Raw genomic sequence first — 24,577 nt, forward strand, 5'->3', positions numbered from 1 at the left:
GTCCCGGCTCTGCTAATATCTCGGGTTGATGTTTAACCCGGTTACGTTTGATGGCCAGCCGAAAGGACTTGTCCGACTTTCTTGCGTCGGTAGAAAAACGTGCGTTCAAGCAGGCGGTCTATGCGGTGCAGAACGAAGCCTCCGCGCTCGACATTGTCCAGGACGCCATGCTCAAGCTCGCCGAGCGCTATCCGCACGCGCCCGCCCATGAGTTGCCCCTCCTCTTCCAGCGTATCCTTCAGAACACGATACGGGACTACTACCGCCGGCAGAAGGTGCGGCAGTTCTTCGTCACCCTCTGGTCGTCGTTGAGACCGGCGCAGGAGGAAGACGACAGCCCGGCTCCGCTGGAGATGCTGCAGGTCCCGGCCAATGAGGACAGCAGCAACCCCGAGCGCTGGCTGGCCCGCAAGGAAGTGGCCACACTGATCGAGGAAGCCATCCAGCTCTTGCCTTTGCGTCAACGGGAAGCCTTTCTGCTGCGTTACTGGGAAGGACTGGACGTTGCCGAAACTGCTCAGGCCATGGGCTGCTCCGAAGGCAGCGTGAAGACCCACTGCTCGCGCGCCACCCATACGCTCGCCGCCATCCTCGCCCAGAAGGGAGTGATGCTATGACCCCGCACCCTGAAGATAACCTGCCCCGCAGCATCCGCACCGCGCTCGACCACGAGGTGACGCGTCTGCCCGCTCATCACGCCTCCAAGCTGGCCGCCGCCCGGCAGCTGGCCCTGGCCCGCCTGACCGAACAGCAGGAGGCCCCTGCCGGCTGGCGTGAGCAGCTGGCCCTATGGGGTGTTCACCATACCCAGGCCCTGCGCCGTGGCACCGTGGCCCTGACGCTGGCAGCGGTAACCAGTATCGGCCTGTGGGCCGGGCTGTCGATGTCCGTAGAAGAGGAATCGGCCGACGTGGCGCTCCTTTCGCACGAGCTGCCGTTGGAAGCCTTCCTCGACCCCGGGCTCGGAGGACTGGACCGATGACGCTGCGCAGCCTGCTGGTCGCCCTCCTGCTGCTGGTTTCGGCCAACCTCTGGGCCGCCACGCCGCTGCCGTCGCCGCGCTGGGACCAGCTCTCAGCGGCTGAGCAGCAGGTACTGGCCCCACTGGGACACGAGTGGGACCGCTACTCGCCGCAGAAGAAGCAGCACCTGCTTCAGCTTGCCCACCAGTATCCTTCGCTAACACCCGCCCAGCAGGCCCGTATCCAGGCCCGTCTCAAGCCTTGGGCCGACCTGACCCAAGCCCAGCGCGAGCAGGCGCGGGCCAACTGGAAGAAGCTGCAGGCGATGCCCCCCGAAAAGCGCCAGCAGGCGCTGCAACGGCTGAAGGCCAAGCATGCGGCCTCGGGCGCGCATTGAGAGTGAGAGCGCTCCCCTTATGACCGAACTGGTAATTCCGGGCGTAGGCCGTCGCATGGCCAGCCTGTTCTACGAACTCCTTCTGCTGGTCGCGGTGCTCCTCGGAGGCAGCGCACTGCTCACCCCCCTCAAGGCCGTGCTGCCGCCGGGCATGCTGACCGAAACCCTGTTCCGGGTGCTGCTGGCGGCGGTGCTGTTCGCCTACCTGGGGCTTTCTTGGGTGAAATCGGGCCAGACGGTGGGCATGAAGACCTGGCGCCTCAAGCTGGTGGACCGCAACGGTATCCTGCTGCGCTGGCCGCATGCCCTGCTGCGTTATCTGGTGGCCTTGGCCTTGTTCGTGGGGGTGCCGGCCGTAGCTTATCTGGCCTGGGCACCGCTGATGTCCAGCCTGCCTAGGGCACTGGGTGCGGCGCTCGCCTGGTGGTTGCTGCCGATCGCCTCCGCCTTCATCGACCCGGAGCGGCTGTTCCTGCACGACCGGCTCGCCGGTACCCGCGTGGTCCTGCTTCCCCTGCGCCGGCCCAAAGCAGCCTGAAGCTTGATGGCGGCTGCAAGCGGCCCCGGACCGTGTTACGCTTTTCGCGCCCCCTAACGCCCCCGCCGAGTTCCTACATGGCTGCTTCACAAGACCAGATTGACCGCATCGTCGCCCTGTGGCGCGAAGTTCGTCCCGACCTCGACCCTTCCTCCACCGAAGTGGTCGGCCGTATCGCCCGCATGGAGTACTTCATCACCCGCCGGGTGCTGCAGGATCTTGCACGCCATCATCTCAATGTGGGGGAGTTTGACGTTCTGGCCGCACTGCGCCGGGGCGGTGAACCATACCAGCTCTCTCCCAACCAGTTGCAGGGGATGGTACTGATCTCCTCGGGGGCGCTGACCAACCGCATCAACCGGCTGGAAGAGGCCGGCCTAGTGCTGCGCTCCCCGGATCCTTACGACCGCCGCGGCGTGATCGTCACTCTGACCCCGAAGGGGCTGTCCGTGATCGAGGAGGCCGTGGGCAACCACCTGGCCGCCGAGCGCGAACTGATCGAGCCGCTCACCGAAGACGAACGCGCCACCTTGGCCGTGCTGCTGAAAAAGCTGCTGCTGGCCCAGGAAGACTGAGCCACGCCGCCAAGCGCGAGCGTGGGACACGGACGCAGCCCTGCGCTCGTGCCCCAGCAGGGCGTAACCCGTGCTGCCCAACGCGCCCTTGCTGTCCCCCGCTCTGTGCCGGTATCGATTGCCGCACTCTACGGTATACGTGTCCGCGCTGTGTGCCCCTTCTACGCACAGCCCCTTGCCTGCCCCTGTCGCTACCCCTGCATACGGGAAGGGTTGTCCCGCCGGGCTCTGCTGAGCCGCTCTGCTACGCTTGACACGCACAGCCCGATGCCGGCAAGGAAGCGTCTTACGCTTTGGCCACCCGGTGGCGGCGAACCACCGCAGAAATGCTGTCCCACGACAGAGACCGCAGGAAAGGAGAAAGGAGAAAACGGCCCGGGCGTACCGCGAGCAAGACGCCGAGCGCGGCAGCCATAGGGGAAGCTAGGCGCCTCATGAGTCAGGTCGGAGAGCAAGCCAAAACCCTAGGGCCCTGGCCGCCCAGCCTTACTGACGGATGGGAAGCAGTGTGCTGGCAAGACGCACTTCGGCCGGCGGCGCCCAGTCCCACTGACGCTTCCAGGCACCGATGACGAGGTTGGGGTATTCCGCACGCCCCAGGCTGCCGTTGTAGCGACCCAGCGCCCGGGACAGGTTGCCGTGCTCGATATCGAGGTAATGGCGCAGGATGGTGCAGCCATAGCGCAGGTTGGTGGAGAGATCGAACAGGTTGTGGTCGGCCGCACCGATGCTGCGCACCCAGAAGGGCATCACCTGCATCAGGCCGCGAGCACCGGCCGGGCTGATCGCATACTTGCGAAAGCCCGACTCCACCTGGATCAGGCCCAGCACCAGTTGCGGGTCCAGCCCAGCCCGCACCGCCTCGTACTGCACAGCGGTGAGCAGGCGGGTGCGGAACCACGCATCCGGAATGCGACGCTCGAGCCGGCGCGACATTTCGGCCAACCACAGCGGCCCTTCGGCGGGGTTGGCGAACACCAGCCGGGGCGCATTCACATCCGACAGGGAGCGCGACATCGCCGAGGCGACGCTGGCCGACAGCGCCTCCTCGCGCTGGGCACCGGCATGGGCAGGCCCGGCCACCAAGGCCAGGCACAGCAGCCATCGCCCAAGGAGGTTCATGTTCAGCGGCCCAGCCGTTCGAGCACGGCCGCGAGCACGCCTTCGGCGGGCAGGTCGGTGGCCTCGGCGTCGCGGCGGTATTGGTATTCCACCTTGCCTTCCTTGAGGCCGCGCTCGCCGATGGTGACGCGATGGGGTACGCCGATGAGCTCCCAGTCGGCGAACATCGCGCCTGGCCGCTCTCCACGGTCGTCCAGGATGACGTCGATGCCACGTTCGGCCAACCCTTGGTAGAGCGTGTCTGCCGTGGCACGCACCGCCTCGGAGCGGTCGTAGCCCACCGGGCAGATCACCACGCCGAACGGGGCGATTGCATCCGGCCAGATGATGCCGCGCGTGTCGTGGTTCTGTTCGATGGCTGCGCCGACGATGCGGGTCACGCCAATGCCGTAGCAGCCCATTTCCAGCGGCTTGGGCTTACCGTCCTCGTCCAGGAAGGTAGCGTTCATCGCGACAGAGTATTTGGTCCCCAGATAGAACACATGACCGACCTCGATGCCACGCTGGATCGCTAGCGCACCCTTGCCGCAGGGGCTGGGGTCGCCTTCCACCACATTGCGCAGATCGGCCACCTCCGGCTCGGCGCAGTCGCGCCCGAAATTGACGCCGGTGTAGTGGTGATCGTCCTCGTTGGCGCCCACCACCATGTCCGCCATCTTGGCGACGGTGCGGTCGGCGATGATGCGCCCCTTGAAGCCGACCGGCCCCAGCGAGCCTGGGTTGGCACCGAAGGCGGCGAGGATGGCAGCGGGGGAGGCAAAAGTCAGCGGCTTCTTGATGCCGGCGATCTTCTCGGCCTTCACCTCGTTGAGTTCGTGGTCTCCGCGCACCAGCATCAGCACCGGGGCCTCGTCCCCTTCCACCACCACAGCCTTCACCGTCTGCCGGATGTCCATCTTGAGGAAGCCCACCAGGTCGGCGATGGTCTTGACGCGGGGGGTGTGCACCTTCTGCATGGTTGCGCCCGGAGCCGGCCGCTCGCCTTCCGGCGCCAGCGCTTCGGCCAGCTCGATGTTGGCGGCGTAATCGGACTGCGGACAGTAGACGATGGCGTCCTCACCAGTGTCGGCGATCACCTGGAACTCGTGCGAGCGGTCACCGCCGATGGCGCCGGTATCGGCCGCCACCGCGCGGTAGGTCAGGCCCAGCCGGTCGAAGATGCGGCAGTAGGCACGGTACATGTTGTCGTAGCTCTTGCCCGCCGCCTCCATGTCACGGTCGAAGGAATAGGCATCCTTCATCACGAACTCGCGGCCACGCATCACGCCGAAGCGCGGACGGCGTTCGTCGCGGAACTTGGTCTGGATCTGGTAGAAGTTCTTCGGCAGGGCCCGGTAGCTTTTCAGCTCGTTGCGGGCGATGTCGGTGATCACTTCCTCGGAGGTGGGCTGGATCACGAAGTCGCGCTCGTGGCGATCCTTGAAGCGCAGCAGCTCCTCGCCCATCTTGTCCCAGCGTCCGGTTTCCTGCCACAGTCCGGCCGGCTGCACCACCGGCATCGTCAGTTCGATGGCGCCGGCGCGGTCCATTTCCTCGCGCACGATGGTCTCCACCTTGCGCAGCGTGCGCAGACCCATTGGCATCCAGGTATAGACGCCGGCAGCGACCTTGCGGATGAAGCCGGCACGCAGCATCAGCTTCTGGCTGACGATTTCCGCATCGGCGGGGGCCTCTTTCAGGGTGGAAATGAAGAACTGGGAAGCGCGCATGGGCAGAAGATCCTTGAAATCCGGTCACTTGGAGATGTCGCATTCTAGCCCGTTTGCCGGTTGGCGGAAAACCGCCGCACCGGGGCAGAGGCCACTTCCGGTCCGATGGCCGTCAACGGCCTTAAGGCAGCGTTAAGCAGACGGCAGGACGATGGCGGCCATACAACCCGCAGGTGCGAATGAGCTATGGCTCCCTCTATGCAACGTTATGCCTTCCTCGGCTGGCTGGTGCCCGTGTTTCTGGCGCTCTCCACCATGACCCGCATCGCGCTCGGCGTGTCGCTGGGCAACGCCATGCCTGGCCCCGGCGGTTGGCTGGAAGCGCTGGCGGTGGGGGTGGGGTATGACCTCGTGACCGCCGCCTACGTGGCCCTGCCGTATGTCCTGTGGCTGACGCTGTTTCCGATGCGTTGGCGGACTAACCGCACCTTTGCAACACTGGGGCTCGCGGTACGCTGGCTGACGCTGGCAGGATTGGTGTTCGTGGCGCTGGCCGAGTGGCTGTTCTGGCAGGAGTTCGGCAGCCGCTTCAACTTCATCGCGGTGGACTACCTGGTCTACACCCACGAGGTAATCGGCAACATCCGCGAATCGTACCCGGTGGGGCCGCTGCTGGCCGGTGTCGGTGCATTGGCCGCGCTGGGCGTCTGGGCTACCCGCCGCCTGCGGCTGGGGGTACTGTCCGACCGCTCGCGTCTGGGGGTGGTGGCCGGTTTCTCGGTGGTGACGCTGGCTAGCTGCGCGACCCTGAGCGGCGACAGCAAGGACCTTTCGGCCAACCATTACGTCAACGAGCTGTCTGGCAACGGCATCTACAGTTTCTTTGCTGCGTACCGCAACAACGAGCTCGATTACGCCCGCTTCTACCGCACGCTGCCGGCCGAGGCTGCCATGCGCCGCCTGCGCGCCCTGGTGGCCACGCCGGAGGCCAGCTTCGTGAGTAGCAACCCTTATGACCTGACACGCCGCATCCGCCATACCGGACCGGAAAAGCACCTGAACGTGGTCCTGATCTCGGTGGAGAGCCTGTCGTCCGACTTCATGGGTGTATTCGGAAACAAGCAGGGTCTGACACCCAACCTTGACCACATGGCGCAGGACGGTCTCTTCTTCAGCCGCATGTATGCCACGGGCACGCGCACTGTGCGGGGGCTGGAAGCCCTGTCGCTGGCAGCCCCGCCCACGCCCGGGCAGAGCATCGTGCGCCGCCCGGGTAACGAAGGGCTGTTCACCATGGCCACCGTGTTCAACGAGCGCGGCTATGAAAGCCGCTACCTCTACGGCGGCTACGGCTACTTCGACAATATGAATGCCTACTTTTCGGCCAACGGCTACACCGTGAAGGACCGCCTGGCAATCGACAGCAAGGACATCCACGCCGAGAACGTGTGGGGTGTGGCCGACGAAGACCTGTTCACACTGGGTCTGCGCGAGTTCGACAGTATCCATCAGTCCGGCAAGCCGTTCTTCGCCCATCTGATGACCACCAGCAACCATCGGCCGTTCACCTTCCCCACCGGCCGCGTCAACCGTCCCCAGGGGGACCGTGACGCCGCGGTGGCCTACACCGACTGGGCTATCGGCGACTTCGTGCGTCGCGCCCGCAGCCATCCCTGGTTTGCCGACACGGTGTTCGTGATCGTGGCCGACCATCAGGCCTCCAGTGCCGGCAAGACCGACCTGCCGGTCAACCGTTACCACATCCCGCTGATCGTCTGGTCGCCAGGCAATGTGGCACCGGCACGGGTGGACCGCCTGATGAGCCAGATCGACGTGGCCCCTACGCTCTTTGGCCTGCTGAACTTTTCCTACACCAGCCGCTTCATCGGCCAGGACGTGTTCGCACGCGCGCCCGAGCAGGACCGGGCCTTCATCTCCACCTATCAGGCGCTGGGCCTGCTGCGGCCCGACCGTCTGGCCATCCTGGAGCCCAAAGGGCACAGCGCCGTGCAGGCCGTGATCAACCTCGACACCGGCGAAGTGCGCAACGCCCCGTCCGCCGGCGACGAAGCCCTGCTGGAGGATGCGATCGCTTATTACCAGGGCGCCTCGCAAGCCTTCCGTCAGGGACTGATGAAGGCACCGGGCCGATGAGTCCTCGCCTGCGGCTGGTTTTGTGGCAAGGCATGCTGCTGGCCTTGTCTGCCGCGTTGCTGTACGGCCTCTTCCGTGATGGCCGTCTGGATGCGGCTGCGCTCGCCCCTTACTTTGATACGCGCCTGCAGCGCTTTCCGCTGCAGGACGCGGCCTGGCTGGACCGGTACAACCATCACCTGGCCAAGTACCTGTGCATTTTTCTGGCGCTGGCCGCTGGCGTGTACGGTACTTGGCGCCGCCAGCGGCAGTGGCTGTGGCTGGCCTTGGCCATGGCACTCTCCACGCTCGCCGTTTCCCTTCTCAAGGCCGCCAGCCAGCATTCCTGCCCTTGGGATCTGGTCGGTTACGGCGGGCAAGCACACCCATTCGGCCTCTTCGAGGCCGCTTCGGCCAACCCCGGACCCGGCCGCTGCTTTCCTGGCGGCCATGCCTCGGGCGGCTTCGCGCTGATGGCAGGTTTTTTCCTGCTCTGGCCGCACCGTCCGCTCGCGGCCGTCGCGGTACAGGCACTGGGCTTGCTGACTGGCATGGTCATGGGCTGGGGCCAGATGATGCGCGGCGCCCACTTCCTGTCGCACAACCTATGGAGTGCATGGGTGGTGTGGGCGGTCTGCGTGCTGCTTTACCTCGTGTGGCCGCCCCATGCCCCCGGTGTGGCGCAGCCCCGACACCTGCGCGCCAAGGCAGAGTCCGCCTAGAGCGCGGCTTTGCCTCCCACCGTGGGGAGGAGTAAGCTTCGCGCTCGTTGGCCGCGCCGGGCCCAAGCCCGTCCGGGCGCCACGCGCAGCCGAAGAACAACCCAATCAAGAAATTTCCCATGACCCAGGTTTCCGGAAAACAGGCGCTGGGCGGCATAACCCTTGCCGCGCTTGGCGTGGTCTACGGCGATATCGGCACCAGCCCGCTCTATACTCTCAAGGAGTGTTTCGGCGGCCATCTGGAGCTGCCCCTCACTTCGGCCAACGTGCTGGGCGTGCTGTCGCTGATCTTCTGGGAACTGATCCTGGTGGTGTCGCTGAAGTACCTCTCCTTTGTGCTGCGCGCCGACAACCACGGCGAAGGCGGCATCCTGACGTTGATGACCCTCGCGCGCCGGCATATCAACGGCAAGCGCGCGCTGCCCCTGATGATCCTGGGGCTGCTGGGCGGCGGCTTTTTCTATGGCGAGGTGGTGATCACGCCGGCGGTATCAGTGCTCTCCGCCATCGAGGGTCTGGAAGTGGTGACACCGGCCCTGGAACCCTATGTACTGCCGCTGGCGATCATCGTGCTGGCCGGGCTGTTCCTCATCCAGAAGCACGGCACAGCCAGCGTAGGCAAGCTGTTCGGGCCGGTGATGGTAGTGTGGTTTTTGACGCTGGGCGCGCTGGGGGTGGCCGAGATCGTGCGCAACCCATCGGTGCTGGCCGCGGTCAGCCCGATGCACGCCATCCAGTTCACTGCGCAGCATCCCTGGCTGACCTTCCTGACCCTCGGCTCGGTGGTGCTGGCCATCACCGGCGCCGAAGCGCTGTACGCCGACATGGGCCACTTCGGTCGCAAGCCAATCCGCCTGGCCTGGTTCTGGTTCGTGCTGCCGGCGCTGCTGCTGAATTACTTCGGCCAGGGCGCCCTGCTGCTCAACGAACCCGAGGCGGTGGAGAACCCCTTCTTCCATCTGGCGCCGGACTGGGCCGTATTCCCGCTGGTGATCCTGTCCACGCTGGCCACCGTCATCGCTTCGCAGGCGGTAATCTCGGGTGTGTTCTCGCTCACCCGCCAGGCCGTGCAGCTCGGCTACATGCCGCGAATGACCATCTGTCACACCTCGGACCGTGAGATCGGACAGATCTATGTGCCGATCGTGAACTGGATGCTGCTCATCGCCGTGATCGTGGTGGTGCTGACCTTCCAGAGCTCCACTAACCTGGCCGCCGCCTACGGCATCGCCGTCACGGGCACCATGGTCATCACCACCATCCTCTCCACCACCGTGGCCCGGCGCAACTGGCGCTGGCCGTCGGCGCTGGTGTTCCCGCTGATGGCCGCGATGCTGCTGATCGACGTACCGCTGTTCGCCTCCAATGCCCTCAAGCTCACCCATGGCGGCTGGCTGCCACTGCTGATCGGCCTGCTGATGTTCTTCCTGATGACGACCTGGAAGCGTGGCCGCGAACTGCTGATCGAGCGCCTGAACGAACAGGCCATCCCGCTGGAGGGTTTCGTCGAAGGGCTGGAAGCCTACCCTCCCACCCGCGTGGAAGGCACCGCCATCTTCCTCACCAGCACCCTCAAGGGCGTGCCGCACGCGCTGCTGCACAATCTCAAGCACAACAAGGTGCTGCACGAACGGGTGGTGATGATGACGATCCGCACCTTGGACGAGCCTTATGTGCCGGAGGAGAAGCGGGTGAAGATTTCGCGTCTGTCGCAGTCGTTCTGGCAGGTGGAAGCCTTCTACGGTTTCAAGGAGACACCGGATGCCCACCAGATCCTTGAGGCCTGCGCCCGGCAGGATCTGCCATTCGACCTGATGGACAGCTCGTTCTTCCTCTCCCGCGAAACGCTGATCTCCACCGACCGGCCAGGCATGGCACGCTGGCGCGAGAAGATCTACGTATGGATGAGCAAAAACGCACTGCGCGCCACCGACTTCTTCCAGATCCCCACCAACCGGGTGGTGGAGCTGGGGGCGCAGATCGAACTCTGATCCCTGACACTAGACCCAAAAACCCGCCGCAGCCGGCGGGTTTTTCATGGCCGGCTAGGCAGCAACAAACGGCAGTCCGGTGTCGTGTGCGGCCCGCTTCCAGTCGAAGAACGGACCCGGGTCGGTCTTGCGCCCAGGTGCCACGTGCTCGTGCCCGGTAATCGCCGCCAAGGGCAACGCCCGGCGCAGCAAGGTCCCCAGCCGTGCCAGCATGCAGTACTGGGCCTCGGTGAAGGGCTCGAAGTCGCACCCTTCCATCTCCACGCCCAGCGCAAAGTCGTTGCAGCGCTCGCGCCCGCCAAAACAAGACACGCCGGCATGCCAGGCCCGGCGCCGTACCGGCACACACTGCACCAGGGTACCGTCGCGCCGGATGAAGAAGTGCGAGGACACCCTCAGGTGCGAAATGGCGGCGAAGTAAGGATGGGCCTGCGGATCCAGCCGGTTGGTGAAGAGCCGTTCCACCGCATCCCCACCGTAGCGCGAGGGCGGCAGGCTGATGTTGTGGACGATCAGCAGCGTGGGCAGGCTGCCATCGGGGAAGTCGTCGCAGTTTGGAGATAGCAGGTGGCGGGCACCGCTGACCCAGCCATCACCGTCGAGCGCGAGCAGCGGCAGGTGCTGCCCCTGCCGGTCCCGGCGGTAGCACAGATGCACCAGTTCCAGGCCCTGGGGCAGCAGGTGGCGCCCGGTCTCGTGGAAGCCTGCGCGCCGGTAGACCGCCAGCGCCGCAAGGTTGGCCGAAGCAGTATCCACGGTGACCTCGTGGGCAGCGGCGACCAGATGATTGACGAGACGCCGCCCCCAACCCTCCCCTTGCCGGGCCGGATCGACCGCCAGCCGGGCGATATGAGGCCCGCGCGCGCCCACTTCAGCCAGCAGCAGGCCCGTCAGCACCCCCTCAGCGTCGAAGGCGCCCAAGAGCTGCCGGGTCTCGCGCGCCAGCGCCATGCTGTCCGCCCAGGGGCGCGGCAGCGGCTGGCCCAGCCAGCCCTCCTCCTGTCGGTGGGCAGCCTCGTGCAACGCCCAGACGGCCATAGCAGTGGCCGGCTCAGCAGGGCGCAGCGGTCGGATGGCAAACGGCAGGGACATGGCAACCTTCTCCTCACGGCAAGGCCGACACTGTAGCCCAAAAGCCGCACTGCGGTCGCCCCCTGCCCCATCCACCACAACTTGAGCATCGTCATGGTGACAAACCTCCGGGTTTTGGCAGACTGGCCGCTTACAAATCCCGACATCCGAAAGGAGAGCCCCCATGCTGACCCTGGACGCCCTGAACCGGCCCGGCCCGAGTTTCGACGAACCGCTGGAGATGCTGGTGGCCTGCCACGACAAGATCCGCCAGTTCTGCACCCAGCTGGAACGCCTGCCCACCTATATTGCCGAGCACGGCGTGAACGATGCGGTGCGAACCACCATCGACGGCGTGGTGCGCTATTTCGACCAGGCCGGCCCGGCCCATCACCTGGACGAGGAGGAGGAGCTCTTCCCGATCCTGCTGGCGCGGGTGCCGGATGCGGCGCCGAAGCTGGAGCAGCTCTCCGGCGAGCACGGTTACCTGCATTCGCGCTGGAACGCCATCCGTGACGAGTTGCTGGCCCTGAAGAATGGCGACATCTCCGCCATCAGCCGGATCGAGGTGGCCGAGTTCACCCGGCTCTACCGCGAGCATGCCGCCATTGAGGAGGCATGGATGATCCCGATCGCGGCCACTGTGCTCACCGACGAGGAGAAGCGCGCAGCCGGACACAGGATGGCCGCGCGGCGCCAGGCACCGCACGCCTGACCCGACCGGCATCCGTGCCGGCGTCATTCAGGAGGGCTACAATGCCCTCTTTGCTTTTCGTGGCTCTGACATGCTTTATACGTTCGGCGAACTCTTCCTGATGCTGGTGGTGATCCTGGTCGCTGCCGAAATCTTCACCAATGCGCTGGAACACTTGGGCCAGAAGCTCAACATTTCCGAGGGGGTCACCGGCTCGGTCTTTGCCGCCGTCGGCACGGCACTGCCCGAAACTCTGGTGCCGATCCTGGCCATCATGGGCGGTACCGCCAACGCCAGCGTCAACCATGAGATCGGTGTGGGCGCCATCCTCGGCGCCCCCCTGATGCTGGCCACGCTGTCCACCTCACTGATGGGCCTTTCAGTCCTGCGCGCACGCGGTCACACCGGGCATATCCGTCCGGAGCGCAGCGGCTTCCTGCGTGACATCAACTTCTTCCTGTGCGCGTATACCCTGTCGGCGCTGGCGATGTTCATCCCGCATGAAGGGGGTCTGGAAGCGCTGCGGGCAGTCATCAGCGGCGTGCTGGTACTGCTGTATTTCTTTTACATCCTGCTGACGCTGCGCGCGTCGTCGCACCTGGTGGACCAAGGCCATGCCACCGAGGCCGAGGGGGAAATGTTCCTGCAGAAACTGGGGCTGAAGGTCAGTCTGGCGACCATCCTGGTCCAGATCGCCATCGGTCTGGGCCTGCTGGTGGCGGGCGCCAAGGGCTTCATCCATGGGGTGGAGGACGCCTCACGCCTTCTGGGCATCACCCCGCTGCTGTTGTCGCTGATGATCATTCCGATCGCCACCGAACTGCCGGAGAAGATCAACTCCATCCTGTGGGTGCGTAAGGGCAAGGACACCCTCGCCTTCGGCAACATTACGGGCGCCATGGTGTTCCAGGGCACGCTGCTGCCCGCGATCGGTATTGCCCTTACCCCGTGGACCCTGCGCGCCGAAGTACTCGCCGGCCTCACCTTCACGCTGGCGGCCGCGCTGTGGCTACGCATCACCGTCACCCGCAAGGGCGGCATCCGGGTCTGGCACCTGATGGTGAACGGCGCGCTCTATGCCGGCTATCTGGTGCTGGCGCTCTCCCTCTAACGGCACTCTTCGGCCGGCCCAAAAAAGACAGGACGCCGCGGCGTCCTGTTGCGTTTCCCGGTAACGACCGGTCTCAGCCGGTCAGGGCCATCAGCTTGGCGAAGGCATCGTCGAACTGGCGCAGGCCGTCCTGCTGCAGCATCTCGCCCACTTCGGCCAAGTCCACTCCGGCTTCCCCGGCGGTACGGATGACGTTGCGCGCATCTTCCAGGCCGGACTCCAGCGTGGGGGCCGCGACGCCGTGGTCGCGGAACGCTGCCAGCGTGGCGTCCGGCACGGTATTGATGGTTTCGGGGCCGATGAGGCTCTCTACGTACAGCACGTCGGAGTAGTCCGGGTTCTTGGTGCCGGTGGAGGCCCACAGCAGGTACTGTGGCCGGGCACCGGCACGGCGCAGCTTGGCAAACCCCTCTCCATGAAAGCGCTCGCGATAGCGCGCATAGGCCAGCTTGGCCAGCGCCACCGCCACACGGCCCCGCACCGGGGGCGGTACTCGGCCATCCACCGCATTGTCGATGCGTGACAGGAAGAAGCTGGCCACCGCTTTGACATGCCCCACCGGCTCACCATCACCGTAACGGGCTGCCAGCCCTGCCAGGTAGGCGTCCCACACGTTATCCAGCTGGCGCAGGCTGAAGATGAGGGTGATGTTGACGTTGATGCCCTCGCGCGTCAGCGTGGCCAGCGCGCCGATACCGGCCGGCGTGGCGGGCACCTTGATCATCGCGTTGGGGCGCCCCACGGCCGCCCACAGCCGGCGGGCGGCCGCCACCGTACCAGCCTCGTCGTGGGCCAGGGCCGGCGATACTTCCAGGCTCACGTAGCCGTCGTCACCGTTGCTGGCCTGGTACTGCGGCGCCAGCAGGTCGCAGGCATCACGGATGTCGCGGATCACCAGCGATTCGTAAGTGTGTTCCGCATTCAGCGCACGCAGACGCAGGGCCGCCAAGTCATCGCGGTAGCGGGCGTCGGTGCGGATCGCCTTTTCGAAGATGCTGGGGTTGGAGGTGACACCGGCAATGCCGTCCTCCTCGAACAGACGGGTCAGTGCCCCCGAAGCGATGAGATCGCGGGAAAGATTGTCGAGCCAGATACGTTGGCCGAAGGCGCGGACAGCTTGAAGGCGATTCATGATCAGCAACGGATTCTTGTTGTTAGGGATACGGTCCATCCTACCGGCTGCCGCCCGGAGCGCCAAGGGTGGTCAGCGGCGCTCCGGATCGGCGCTTTCCTCGGGGCAGAACTGGACGCTGAAGGTACTGCCTCGGTCCGGTTCGCTCTGGATGTCCAGACGTGCGCGGTGACGGGCCAGCACGTGCTTGACGATGGCCAGCCCCAGCCCGGTGCCGCCGTTGCCACGCGAGCGGCCGCGGTCCACCCGGTAAAAGCGCTCCGTCAGGCGTGGCAGGTGCTCGCGCGGGATGCCGATGCCGGTATCCGACACCGAGAACACCAGCCGCTCGCCGTCCGCGCGCCAGCGTAGCGTGATGGTGCCGCCCTCTGGCGTGTAGCGCACCGCATTGGACACCAGGTTGCCAAACGCCGAGTGGAGCTCGCCGGGGTTGCCCCACAGCCAGCGGGGCGTATCCTTCTGCACAACGATGGTATGCCGCCCCTTGGAGAGACCCTCGGCCTCGACGCGCAGGGTTTCCATCAGCTCGTCCATGTCCACCTTCTCGGCCTGCAGCTTGGCGCTGTTCTCCAGCCGCGATAGCGTCAGCAGGTCCTCCACCAGGCTCTGCATGCGGCGCGACTGCTCCAGCATCATCGGCAGGAACTGCTGCAGTGTGGCGGCGTCAGCATCCGGCATTTCGGCAAAGGTTTCCAGAAAGCCACCGATCACTGTCAAGGGTGTGCGCAGCTCGTGCGAGACATTGGCTACGAAGTCGCGGTGCACCGTCTGGACGCGTTCGAACTGGGTGATATCGCGGGTGAGCAGCAACTTGCGCGTGGAGTCGAACGGCACCAGCTGCACCGACAGCACCGTCTCGCGCGGCTGGGCAAAGCGCAGCGTCAGCGGCTGGCTGTAGCTTTCCTCACGCATGTAGCTGTGAAAGGCAGGCTGGCGGATGAGGTTGAGGATCTGGTTGCCGATGTCCTGCTTGCGGTCGAGCCCGAGATGCTCCACGGCCATCGGGTTGAGCCATTCGATGCGGTCGTGTTCATCGAGCACCACCACTCCGTCGGGCATCGCCTCGCCGGCATTGATGAAGCGCTCCAGCGCACTGGTGAGCTTGCGCTTGCTCTGGTTCTGGCTGCGGACCTGCGCATACAGCGACATGAACACCACATGCCACGAGCCAAAGCCGTCCGGCACGCGCTCGGCCTGCGGATTGCGCAGCCAACGGAGCAACAGGGCCAAGTGATAAAGGTGAAAGGACAGCCACAACACCAGCCCGACGAGGACGCCCACAAGCGCCGTCACCGCACCCAGTGCCCCCCACAGGCCAAGGCCCAGGACGACAAGCGCCACCAGCCAAGCCAGCGTGCGCTGCAGGAATTCTTGCAAGTCCGCTCCTTCAGGGCTGTACGGAGAAGCGGTAGCCGGTGCCGCGTACCGTCTGGATCAGGCTGTCGTGGCCGGTGGCCTCGAGCGCGCTGCGCAAGCGACGGATATGCACATCCACCGTCCGCTCCTCCACGAACACATGGTCGCCCCACACCTGGTCCAGCAGTTGCGAGCGCGAGTGCACCCGCTCGGGGTGCGTCATGAAAAAGTGCAGCAGGCGAAACTCCGTGGGGCCCAGGTCCAGCGTCTGGCCATGACCCGCCACCCGGTGGGTCACCGGATCAAGCCGCAGACCCTGCACTTCCACCGCATCGTCGGTCATTTGCGGTGCCCGGCGGCGCAGTACCGCCTTGATGCGTGCGAGCAGTTCGCGCGGTGAGAAAGGCTTGGTGATGTAATCGTCGGCCCCGGTTTCCAGCCCGGTGATCTTGTCCTGCTCTTCCGAGCGCGCGGTCAGCATGATGATCGGCACATGCTTGGTGCGTTCGTCGGCCCGCAGCCGTTTGGCGATGTCCACGCCGGACGCGCCGGGCAGCATCCAGTCGAGCAGCACCAGATCCGGCAGTGCATTCTTCACCAGCACCATGGCCGCCTCGGCCGTGCTGGCGCGCAGCACATGATGCCCTGCCTGGGTCAGGTTGAACGCAATCAGTTCCTGGATCGCCGGCTCGTCTTCCACGAGCAGAATGTTAGCAGCCATTGTCGTCCACTATCGTTGAGGGAGTATGGCAAGGATAAAAAGGGGCGATTACAGAAATATGACATGTCGCACGGCTTTTGTAACACCCCGCGGTGCGCGGCCCGCAGACAAAAAAAAACGGGCCTGCCGGCGGGGCAGACCCGAAGGGTCGTCGTCAAAACTTGTTGGCCTGACTTAAGACCAGGGACAAAGAGATCACCAGGACAGTTCCAGAAGCCTCACAACGGGACGGACACCTCTGTAACGGCCGAAACCCACGGACAGTACGGCTTCGGCCAACCTTGATAGGACGGCATTGTACGGCGCAGCAACGGCCTTTTTAACCATGAAAACTTGGATTTCCGAGGTTTATGCCTTATTTTCTTCTTTTTTTTGAGGCCAGCACCTTCGAAAGCAAAGATGGACAAATTCGACCGAAAAATCCTTGCTGCCCTGCATGAAAATGCCCGGCTCAGCTACGCGGAACTGGCCCGGCGGGTGAACCTTTCGGCCCCTGCGGTAGCCGACCGCATCGAGAAGCTGGAGCGCGGCGGCGTGATCCGTGGCTACCATGCGCAGGTGGATCTGGCCCGCATCGGCTACCCCATCCAGTGCCTGATCGAACTGACCGTCAAGCATCTGGAGTATTTCAAGGTGCTGGAGGAAATGCAGGACACGCGCGAGATCGTGGAGTGCTATTCGATCACCGGCACCAGCGGGCTGATGCTCAAGGTGGCGGTGGCAACGATGGGCGACCTGCAGGCCCTGATCGCGCGTTTGATGCAGTTCGGCGACACCAAGACCTCGATCGTCATCGACATGCCAGTGCGCCCGCGCGTGCCGGGACTGGAGGACGACGACAGCGGGAGCGCCGGCGGGCGCTAGCGGGCTTCAGCGCTTCCATCCGATCAGCAGCACGCCGGCCACGATGACGGCCATCGCCCCCAGCTCGTGCACGCCGACATGCTCGCCCAGCAGCATCACCCCCAGGAGCACCGCGATCACCGGGTTGACGTAGGCATAGCTGGTGGCCGCCGCGGCACTGACCGTCTTGAGCAGGTGCAGGTAGGCGGTATAGGCAATGATGGAACCGAACACCACCAGATAGAGCAGTGCCGCCCAGCCATGCCAGGACGGCCAGGCCGCCAGCGTCTCACCCCGAGCCAGGCTGGCCAAGAGCAGGGCCAGCCCACCGGAGAGCATCATCACCGCGCTCGACATCAGCCCTTTGGGCTGGGTGAGGTGCTTGCTCCAGGCCGAGCCGAGCGCCCATCCTGCCGAGGCCAGTACCAGAATCAGGGCACCGCTCGGGCTGGCCTTGAGGTTGGCTCCCAGGTTGAGCAGGGCCATGCCTACCAGGCCGAGCACGATGCCACCCCATTCCGTCCAGCGCGCTGGTTGGCCGAAGAGACGCGCAAATAGTGTGGTGAACAACGGTACCGTGGCCACCACCAGTGCAGCCACGCCCGAAGACACGTCTTTTTCCGCCAGCGTCACCAGACCGTTGCCCACACCTGGCATCAGCACTCCCAGGATGGCCCCGCCCAGCACCTCGCGCATGGAGGGATTGGGCGTACTGCGCAACTTCAGGTAAAGGAAGAGCACCGTGCCGGCCATGAGGAAGCGGACGCCGGCCATCATGAAGGGCGGCCACTCCTCCACGCCCACGCGGATGGCAAAGTAGGTAGACCCCCAGATGACATAGAGGGCAAAGAAGGCCGCCAGCGTAACGGCGGAAAGGCGCTTGAAGGGCATGACAGGGTCCTGGATCGGCAAGCCTTCCAAGCTGCCCTGCCGCCTGCCAAAAAGCAAGCCGTGCCGGTGAAAGCACTGTTCGGCCAACGGAACAATGAGAAAGGCGCCCCACGGGGCGCCGGAGAGGCTCAGCGGCTGACCTGCCGCTGCAGGATGTTGGAGAACTCTTCCATGAACGTGTCGAAGCGGGTGGCCAGACGGTCCACATCGCTGGCAAAACGGTTGTACGCCACCACGGCCGGGATCGCCGCAAACAGGCCGATCGCCGTGGCCACCAGCGCCTCGGCAATCCCCGGCGCCACCGTGGAAAGCGTAGCCTGACCGGCATTGCCCAGCCCGATGAAGGCGTGCATGATGCCCCACACCGTGCCGAAAAGGCCGATATAGGGGCTGACGGAACCCACAGTGGCAAGAAAATCGTTGTGGCTGTCCAGCACTTCCAGTTCGCGCTGCGCCGCGGCACGCATGGCGCGGCGGGTCCCCTCCATCACGTCCGACAGTTCACCGGCCGACCGGCCGCGCAGTTTCTGAAACTCGGCAAAGCCCGCCCGGAACAGACGGCCGGTGCCCTTCATGTCGACATTGCGGTTGGCCTCGTCGTACAGGGTGTTAAGGTCGGAACCGCTCCAGAAGGTGCGTTCGAACTCGACGGTGTCGCGTTTGGCCGCGCGCAGCAGCACCACCTTCTGGAAGATCAGCGCCCAGGAAATCACCGACAGCAGGGCAAGACCGGCCATGACAAGCTGCACGACCAGGCTGGCGTTGAGAATCAGGCTGACAAAGGAAATCTGTTGCACCCGGTTGGTCCTCGGTAAAAGTAAAACACGCTTGGGGCCGGCTGCATCAGCGCAGCACGCGGCCGGTAGCAAAATCGATGATGGTGGAAGGCTTGCGCCGCTTGCCGATGCGCCCCGGCAACGTCAGTACCCGGTCGCCGAAGGTACGCCGGCAGCCACGGGCGGTACGCAGCGATTTCTGCCCGGCACGGTTGGCCGAAGTGGAAACCAGGGCCGAGCCCAGCGCCCGGCACAACCGCGCTGCCTCACCGTGGGCGGTCACCCGCACCGCCACCTTATGGTGCCGCCCGCGCAATAGGGGTGGTACACGGCGTGAAGCCGGCAGCAGAAAGGTGTAGGGACCGGGCCAGTGGCGCATAAGTTCGGCCTCGTCGGCGGCCGAGAGCGGCGCCACCAGCGGCCGGATACGCTCCAGGCTGTCGGCAATTACGATCAGCCCCTTGTGATTGGGCCGGGCCTTGATGGCCAGTACCCGGCGGATCGCACGCGGATCACGCGGATTGCAGCCCAGTCCGAAGCAGGATTCGGTGGAATACGCCAGTACGCCACCGGCCTTCAGCCGGGCGCGGGCGCGCCGCACCAGGGCGACGGCAGGCAAACGGGACAATGGTGGGTTCATGGGCGGAAAAGACGTCAGCATTCGACTCGGGGCCGCTGCACAAGCAGTGGGGCCAAGCCCGGGACGATACCCCAAGCCAGCGCCGCTGTCAGCCCCACCCCTGCATACCGCCCGGATCAGTAGCTGTAGCGGCTGCGTCCGCCAAGCAGGCTGCGGACATTGCTGTCGAGCGGCACTGCATAGTCATGGGCCGATAGCACCACGCTGCTGCTGGGCTCCACAGCCTTGAGGTTGAGGTAGACCTTGTCCGACGAGGCGGCATAGGTTCCCACGATCACCGCCTGGGCCTGATGCACCCGCGACACGTCGCGCACCTCGCGCGAGAGCATCAGCTCACCCTCGCTCGACTTCATGAAAAGATTCTCGCGCAGCTTGAGCTCGATGACCTGATAGCCCTTGTGCGTGAAGCGGGAGGCGATCTGCTCGGAGAACATCCGGCCCATCCGGGAGGACTCGCCCAGCGCATCCACATTGACGAGCGTGGCGACGATGAGGGGCCGGCTGGGCACCAGACGCAGCGGCTGCAGCAGGCAGTCGGCCGCATGGTAGTTGGTGCTGATGACGTCGAAGGTGCTGGCTTCTGGCGGCTTGCTGGTGGCGGCGCACCCCCCCAGAAGCACGCTGATGAGGAGCGCGGAAAAAAAGGAAGTCTTCATGGGCCCACCACCTGAATCGTTTTACCGTAGACGGGTGCAGCCGGCAGATACAGGGCCGCGTCTGCGCCTTCGATGTAGTAGAGGTCGCTGGTACGCGACAAATACCGTCCGCCCTGGGTAAGGGAAGTGTTGACGAGCACTTCGGTGCCGTCTTTCACCCCCTCGCCACTTCCGTTCCGCGGATACGCGGCTGTTTTCCCATGATAGGGCAGCACTTGGGTTTCAAGCCGTACCTCCATCAGGGCAGGCCCTTCGGAAACCGGTACGCCAAGCGCCAGCAAATGCGTTTTAAGCATGGACAGCAAGGCTCGGCTAAAGGGGGAAGAATTCTCTGCGCGAACTGTAACGGGCTGATCCGGTGCGACGGCGAGCCCTGCCTGAACATGGCGCGCCACCTTTTCGGCCAACCCATCCCAGTGTGGGTCCGGATCTGCAGGCTGCTGCATCGCCACAGGGGGCATCACCTTCAAAGGCGTCGCTTGATACGCACAGCCCGTCAGGGCAATGGCCATGCTGGCTGCCAAGGCAAGTTTCATGGTTTCCCTTACGCTTTGGGTGGAATGAAGTACGTAAGCCGCCTCCTGACACAGCCAATCAGGTCCATTCAAGAGGGCAGGAAACGGGCAGCAAGAAAAATGCCCGTGGCAAGATGCGTGCGGTGTCCTCACCCTGTTTGCCTAACCCCACTGCAGCCAGCAAAAAGCCGCCCTCGGTACGGGGCGGCTTTGTTTGCCTGGCGGCAGAGGCTGCATCAGCGGTTGCGATGGATGGCCTTGCTGCCGATGTCGCGGCGGAACTGCCGCCCTTCGAAGTGGATGCCGTCGGCCACGGCATAGGCACGGGCCTGGGCCATGCGCACACTGTCACCCAGCCCGACCACGCACAGTACGCGGCCGCCACTCGTCACCAGGCGGCCCTCGGCGTCCAATGCCGTGCCGGCATGGAAGACGACGGCATCGTCGCTGGCAGGCGGTATGTCACGGATCACATCGCCCTTGCGCGGCGCGTCCGGATAGCCGCCTGCCGCCAGTACTACGCCGAGCGCGACACGCCGGTCCCACTCGGCCTCCACCTTGTCCAGGGCACCATTGACGCCGGCCTCCAGCAGCACTGTGAAATCCGATTTCAGCCGCGCCATGATCGGCTGGGTCTCGGGGTCGCCAAAGCGGCAGTTGAACTCGATGGTGAAGGGGTTGCCATTGCGGTCGATCATCAGTCCGGCGTAGAGAAAGCCGGTGTACGGATGACCCTCCTGCTTCATGCCCTGCACTGTCGGCAGGATGATCTCGCGCATTACGCGGTTGTGCACTTCCGGTGTCACCACCGGTGCCGGGCTGTAGGCGCCCATGCCGCCGGTGTTGGGACCGCGGTCGTCGTCCAGCAGGCGCTTGTGGTCCTGGCTGGTGGCCATCGGCAGCACATGCTCGCCATCCACCATGACGATGAAGCTGGCTTCCTCGCCTTCGAGGAAGTCCTCGATCACCACGCGGCTGCCGGCGCTGCCCATCTTGTTGCCGACCAGCATGTCGTCGATGGCGGCGTGTGCCTCCTCCAGGGACATGGCCACCACCACGCCCTTGCCTGCAGCCAGACCATCGGCCTTGATGACAATGGGGGCGCCCTTGCCCTCCACGTAGGCGTGCGCGGCCGCCGCATCGGTAAAGGTCTCGTAGCCCGCCGTCGGGATGCCGTGGCGCTTCATGAACGCTTTGGCAAAATCCTTGGAGCTCTCCAGCTGGGCGCAGTACTGCGTAGGACCGAAGATGGCGAGCCCTTCGGCGCGGAAAGCATCGACGATGCCGGCGGCCAGAGGGGCCTCAGGCCCCACCACCGTCAGATGTACATCTTCCTGGCGCGCAAAGGCGATCAGTTCGTCGATGGCCGTGATCGGCACGGTGGTCAGGTGCGGGTCGAGCGCGGTACCGGCATTGCCGGGTGCGACGAAGACCTTGAACACACGCGGAGACTGGCTAATGCGCCAGGCCAGGGCATGTTCGCGACCGCCCGAGCCGATGACGAGGATGTTCATGATGAGGGGTTCCTTCTTTTCGCCCCGGTACGGCCGGGGCTGCATGTTCTAGAAAAGTTCGACCAGTTCTACCGGAATCGCATAGCGCCGGGCTGCGCCGGCCTCAAGCAGCAGATGACGCTTGAGCGGGCGGCCCTCGAGCACGCCCTGCCAGTGTACGTCCAGCGCATAGAGGGCCTGCCCCGGCTGCGGGCGGAGCACCCAGCGGGCGGTCAGGGCGGTAGGTGCGCAGGCGGCACCGCTACCGCAGCCGGCCCCTGCATTGTCCGCCTCTACTGCCAGGCGGCCCATCGGCACGATGTCGTCGGGCGTGGCCAGGAAGAAGTCCACATTGCGCTGGCTGTACCCCTGATGCGACCAGCCAGCGGTCAGCTGCCAGCCCCAGGCGGCTTCGCCCATCCGTATGGGTCGCACATCGGCCGCGGCCATGCCATGGGCACCGGAGGGCTGGGTATGCGTGGCCAAGAGCCGGTAACGGCCCTCCCGCAGTTCAAAGACGAGTAGCCGCACCAGGCCGGCTGCGGCAAAGCTGTCCATCGCGTCACCCTGCGCCGCCTCGGTATCGGCAAGCAGCGCCACCAAAGCCTGCTGCCGACCTTCTGGCCCAGCCGTGAAATACGGCACACCGAAGCGGCCGACGAAGCGGTCCGGCCCGCTGCCGGTGTCGGCCTGCAGGAGCCAGGTACCGGGGAGCGGCCCGGGCCGCATGCCCTGCTGCCGACGGTAATCGGCCAGGGCCGTCTCAAGCGTCTGGCGCTGAGCCGGCACGGACGCGGTCACTGCGGAAGCCTCAGGGTTGGCCGAAGGCAGCCGGACGGCCACGGCAGGGTGCGTCCACCACCAGCCCAGCGCAGCCCCCGAGGCTGCGAGGGTGGTCAGCCCGGCAACGACCGTCCCTTTCTTCACGCGCGACTCAATGGCGGAAGTGGCGTACGCCAGTCAGCACCATGGCGATGCCGTGCTCGTCGGCAGCGGCGAACACCTCTTCGTCACGCATGGAACCGCCCGGCTGGATGATGGCCTTGATGCCCTGCTCGGCGATCACGTCGATGCCGTCGCGGAACGGGAAGAAGGCATCGCTGGCGGCCACCGCACCCTGCAGGCTCAGCCCTGCATCCTGCGCCTTGCGAGCGGCGATGCGGGTGGAATCCACACGGCTCATCTGCCCGGCCCCGATGCCGGCGGTCTGACCGTTCCTGCAGAACACGATGGCGTTGGACTTCACGTACTTGGCCACGCGCCAGGCGAACAGCAGGTCGGCCATTTCCTGTTCGGTCGGGGCACGCTTGGTCACCACGCGCAGCTCTTCCAGGCCCACGTTGCGGATATCCGGGGTCTGCACCAGCACGCCGCCACCCACGCGCTTCAGCTCGAAGCGGTTGGCGCCGGCTTCCAGCGGGATCTCCAGCACGCGTACGTTCTTCTTGGCCGCGATCAGCGCCTTGGCTTCATCGGTGAACGCCGGTGCCAGCAGCACTTCCAGGAATTGACCGGTCACGGCTTCTACCGTTTCGGCATCCACTGGGCGGTTGAAGGCGATGATGCCGCCGAAGGCGCTGGTGGTGTCGGTCGCGAACGCCAGCTTGTAGGCGGTCAGGGTGTCGGCGGCCACGGCCACGCCGCAGGGGTTGGCGTGCTTGACGATGACGCAGGCCGGCTGGTCGAAGGTCTTCACCGCCTCCCAGGCTGCATCGGCATCGGCGATGTTGTTATAGGACAGTTCCTTGCCCTGCAGTTGACGGTAGTGAGCGATGGCCCCCGGGGCCGGATCCAGATCGCGGTAGAAGGCGGCCGCCTGGTGCGGGTTCTCGCCGTAGCGCATGTCCTGCACTTTCACGAACTGGGCATTGAGGCGGTTCGGGAAGGCAAAGCGTTCCGGCACGCCGCTGTCCACGCCTTCGGCCAGGCTGGTCAGGTAGTTGGAGATGGCACCGTCGTAGGCCGCGGTGTGGGTGAAGGCTTTCTTCGACAGGTTCAGGCGGGTGAGCTTGGACAGCTTGCCGGCGTTGGCCTGCATTTCTTCCACCAGCGCCGTGTAGTCTTCGGCGTCGGTCACGATGGCGACGTGCTGCCAGTTCTTGGCGGCGGAGCGCACCATGGTCGGGCCGCCGATATCGATATTCTCGATGGCGTCTTCCAGCGTGCAGTCTGCCTTGGCGATGGTGGCTTCGAACGGGTAAAGGTTGACGCACACCAGGTCGATGTTGCCGATACCGTGTTCCTGCATGGTGGCCACGTGTTCCGGCAGGTCGCGCCGGCCCAGGATGCCGCCGTGCACTTTCGGGTGCAGGGTCTTCACCCGGCCGTCCAGCATTTCCGGGAAGCCGGTGTAGTCGGAGACGTCGATCACCGGCACGCCAGCGTCACGCAGCAGCTTGGCGGTGCCGCCGGTGGAGAGGATCTCCACGCCGAAGCCAGCGAGGGCCCGGGCAAATTCGAGAATGCCGGTTTTGTCGGAAACGCTGATCAGCGCACGTTCGATTTTGGTCATGGTTCTCTACCGCGTTTGCGAAGCTTGGAGCTTCCTTTGGGACGAACAAAAAAACAGGCCGCTTCGGGCGGCCTGTT

25 protein-coding genes and 1 pseudogene are annotated in these 24,577 nt (G+C 65.1%); 11 read left to right on the forward strand and 15 right to left on the reverse strand.

Annotated elements, in window-relative coordinates; genetic code table 11:
- Positions 1–50: 50 nt before the first annotated feature.
- The 5 genes from EV669_RS08090 to EV669_RS08110 all read left to right on the forward strand — a co-directional run bounded on the left by EV669_RS08090 (position 51) and on the right by EV669_RS08110 (position 2,472).
- Positions 51–617 (forward strand): RNA polymerase sigma factor, encoded by a 567-nt coding sequence (locus tag EV669_RS08090; protein ID WP_054286280.1) that lies wholly within the window; start codon positions 51–53, stop codon positions 615–617.
- On the forward strand, positions 614–982 hold the full coding sequence (locus EV669_RS08095; RefSeq protein WP_055433361.1) for a DUF3619 family protein: 369 nt from the start codon (positions 614–616) through the stop codon (positions 980–982). Before EV669_RS08090 ends, EV669_RS08095 begins: the two co-directional genes overlap by 4 nt.
- Positions 979–1,359: a DUF3106 domain-containing protein gene (locus EV669_RS08100; protein WP_054286282.1), complete on the forward strand. Its 381-nt coding sequence runs from the start codon at positions 979–981 to the stop codon at positions 1,357–1,359. The genes EV669_RS08095 and EV669_RS08100 overlap by 4 nt, the downstream gene beginning before the upstream one ends.
- A 19-nt stretch (positions 1,360–1,378) precedes the next feature.
- A complete protein-coding gene (locus EV669_RS08105) occupies positions 1,379–1,897 on the forward strand; it encodes an RDD family protein (RefSeq protein WP_132098360.1) in 519 nt (172 codons plus the stop codon).
- 77 nt (positions 1,898–1,974) lie between these two features.
- Positions 1,975–2,472 (forward strand): MarR family winged helix-turn-helix transcriptional regulator, encoded by a 498-nt coding sequence (locus tag EV669_RS08110; protein WP_054286284.1) that lies wholly within the window; start codon positions 1,975–1,977, stop codon positions 2,470–2,472.
- Positions 2,473–2,958: 486 nt separating this feature from the next.
- On the opposite strand, the gene EV669_RS08115 is transcribed toward EV669_RS08110, so the two are convergent.
- Positions 2,959–3,594 carry a transglycosylase SLT domain-containing protein gene (locus tag EV669_RS08115; protein ID WP_132098361.1) on the reverse strand — a complete coding sequence of 212 codons (636 nt, stop codon included), beginning with the start codon at positions 3,592–3,594 and terminating at the stop codon, positions 2,959–2,961.
- Between the two features lie 2 nt (positions 3,595–3,596).
- Positions 3,597–5,303 (reverse strand): proline--tRNA ligase, encoded by a 1,707-nt coding sequence (locus tag EV669_RS08120; RefSeq protein WP_132098362.1) that lies wholly within the window; start codon positions 5,301–5,303, stop codon positions 3,597–3,599.
- Positions 5,304–5,501: 198 nt separating this feature from the next.
- On the opposite strand from EV669_RS08120, the gene EV669_RS08125 reads away from it, so the two are divergent.
- The 3 genes from EV669_RS08125 to kup all read left to right on the forward strand — a co-directional run bounded on the left by EV669_RS08125 (position 5,502) and on the right by kup (position 10,089).
- A complete protein-coding gene (locus EV669_RS08125; RefSeq protein WP_318271376.1) occupies positions 5,502–7,397 on the forward strand; it encodes an LTA synthase family protein in 1,896 nt (631 codons plus the stop codon).
- Positions 7,394–8,098 carry a phosphatase PAP2 family protein gene (locus EV669_RS08130; protein WP_132098364.1) on the forward strand — a complete coding sequence of 235 codons (705 nt, stop codon included), beginning with the start codon at positions 7,394–7,396 and terminating at the stop codon, positions 8,096–8,098. The genes EV669_RS08125 and EV669_RS08130 overlap by 4 nt, the downstream gene beginning before the upstream one ends.
- Before the next feature lie 119 nt (positions 8,099–8,217).
- A complete protein-coding gene (kup, locus tag EV669_RS08135) occupies positions 8,218–10,089 on the forward strand; it encodes a low affinity potassium transporter Kup (protein WP_054286288.1) in 1,872 nt (623 codons plus the stop codon).
- Between the two features lie 54 nt (positions 10,090–10,143).
- Here the strand turns inward: kup and ampD are convergent, their stop codons facing one another.
- Complete coding sequence (gene ampD, locus EV669_RS14230) at positions 10,144–10,707, reverse strand: 1,6-anhydro-N-acetylmuramyl-L-alanine amidase AmpD (protein WP_318271388.1); 564 nt, start codon at positions 10,705–10,707, stop codon at positions 10,144–10,146.
- 45 nt (positions 10,708–10,752) lie between these two features.
- Positions 10,753–11,346: pseudogene (locus EV669_RS14235) on the reverse strand (GNAT family N-acetyltransferase); the annotation flags it as partial.
- Between EV669_RS14235 and EV669_RS08145 the strand changes: the two are divergent.
- Both EV669_RS08145 and EV669_RS08150 read left to right on the forward strand, forming a co-directional pair.
- A complete protein-coding gene (locus EV669_RS08145; protein ID WP_054286290.1) occupies positions 11,345–11,875 on the forward strand; it encodes a hemerythrin domain-containing protein in 531 nt (176 codons plus the stop codon). The pseudogene EV669_RS14235 and the gene EV669_RS08145 overlap by 2 nt on opposite strands.
- 70 nt (positions 11,876–11,945) lie before the next feature.
- Positions 11,946–12,965, forward strand: coding sequence for a sodium:calcium antiporter (locus EV669_RS08150; RefSeq protein ID WP_132098366.1), 1,020 nt, complete (start codon positions 11,946–11,948; stop codon positions 12,963–12,965).
- A gap of 73 nt (positions 12,966–13,038) precedes the next feature.
- Here the strand turns inward: EV669_RS08150 and tal are convergent, their stop codons facing one another.
- From tal to phoB, 3 genes are all read right to left on the reverse strand, one after another.
- A complete protein-coding gene (tal, locus tag EV669_RS08155; RefSeq protein WP_055433438.1) occupies positions 13,039–14,097 on the reverse strand; it encodes a transaldolase in 1,059 nt (352 codons plus the stop codon).
- A 72-nt stretch (positions 14,098–14,169) separates the two neighbouring features.
- Entirely contained in the window at positions 14,170–15,474 is a 1,305-nt protein-coding gene (gene phoR, locus EV669_RS08160) for a phosphate regulon sensor histidine kinase PhoR (RefSeq protein WP_132098367.1), read from the reverse strand.
- A 10-nt stretch (positions 15,475–15,484) separates the two neighbouring features.
- Positions 15,485–16,174 carry a phosphate regulon transcriptional regulator PhoB gene (gene phoB, locus EV669_RS08165; RefSeq protein WP_054286293.1) on the reverse strand — a complete coding sequence of 230 codons (690 nt, stop codon included), beginning with the start codon at positions 16,172–16,174 and terminating at the stop codon, positions 15,485–15,487.
- A gap of 399 nt (positions 16,175–16,573) precedes the next feature.
- On the opposite strand from phoB, the gene EV669_RS08170 reads away from it, so the two are divergent.
- Positions 16,574–17,038, forward strand: a complete 465-nt coding sequence (locus EV669_RS08170; protein ID WP_054286294.1) for an Lrp/AsnC family transcriptional regulator — start codon at positions 16,574–16,576, stop codon at positions 17,036–17,038.
- A 6-nt stretch (positions 17,039–17,044) separates the two neighbouring features.
- Here the strand turns inward: EV669_RS08170 and yedA are convergent, their stop codons facing one another.
- From yedA to purH, 8 genes are all read right to left on the reverse strand, one after another.
- The gene (gene yedA, locus EV669_RS08175; protein WP_054286295.1) at positions 17,045–17,908 is read right to left on the reverse strand and encodes a drug/metabolite exporter YedA; all 864 of its coding nucleotides are present in this window, start codon (positions 17,906–17,908) and stop codon (positions 17,045–17,047) included.
- Positions 17,909–18,036: 128 nt separating this feature from the next.
- Complete coding sequence (tolQ, locus tag EV669_RS08180; protein WP_054286296.1) at positions 18,037–18,705, reverse strand: protein TolQ; 669 nt, start codon at positions 18,703–18,705, stop codon at positions 18,037–18,039.
- A 46-nt stretch (positions 18,706–18,751) separates the two neighbouring features.
- Entirely contained in the window at positions 18,752–19,324 is a 573-nt protein-coding gene (locus EV669_RS08185) for an L-threonylcarbamoyladenylate synthase (RefSeq protein WP_318271389.1), read from the reverse strand.
- 116 nt (positions 19,325–19,440) lie between these two features.
- On the reverse strand, positions 19,441–19,980 hold the full coding sequence (locus tag EV669_RS08190; protein WP_054286297.1) for a FlgO family outer membrane protein: 540 nt from the start codon (positions 19,978–19,980) through the stop codon (positions 19,441–19,443).
- A complete protein-coding gene (locus tag EV669_RS08195; protein ID WP_132098369.1) occupies positions 19,977–20,492 on the reverse strand; it encodes a hypothetical protein in 516 nt (171 codons plus the stop codon). The genes EV669_RS08190 and EV669_RS08195 overlap by 4 nt, the downstream gene beginning before the upstream one ends.
- 239 nt (positions 20,493–20,731) lie before the next feature.
- A complete protein-coding gene (gene purD / locus EV669_RS08200; protein ID WP_132098370.1) occupies positions 20,732–22,009 on the reverse strand; it encodes a phosphoribosylamine--glycine ligase in 1,278 nt (425 codons plus the stop codon).
- Positions 22,010–22,057: 48 nt separating this feature from the next.
- Positions 22,058–22,915, reverse strand: coding sequence for a hypothetical protein (locus EV669_RS08205; protein WP_132098371.1), 858 nt, complete (start codon positions 22,913–22,915; stop codon positions 22,058–22,060).
- A 7-nt stretch (positions 22,916–22,922) separates the two neighbouring features.
- Positions 22,923–24,500 carry a bifunctional phosphoribosylaminoimidazolecarboxamide formyltransferase/IMP cyclohydrolase gene (purH, locus tag EV669_RS08210; RefSeq protein ID WP_054286300.1) on the reverse strand — a complete coding sequence of 526 codons (1,578 nt, stop codon included), beginning with the start codon at positions 24,498–24,500 and terminating at the stop codon, positions 22,923–22,925.
- Between the last annotated feature and the right edge of the window lie 77 nt (positions 24,501–24,577).

It is taken from the genome of Gulbenkiania mobilis (assembly GCA_004346645.1).
Classification (GTDB): domain Bacteria; phylum Pseudomonadota; class Gammaproteobacteria; order Burkholderiales; family Chromobacteriaceae; genus Gulbenkiania; species Gulbenkiania mobilis.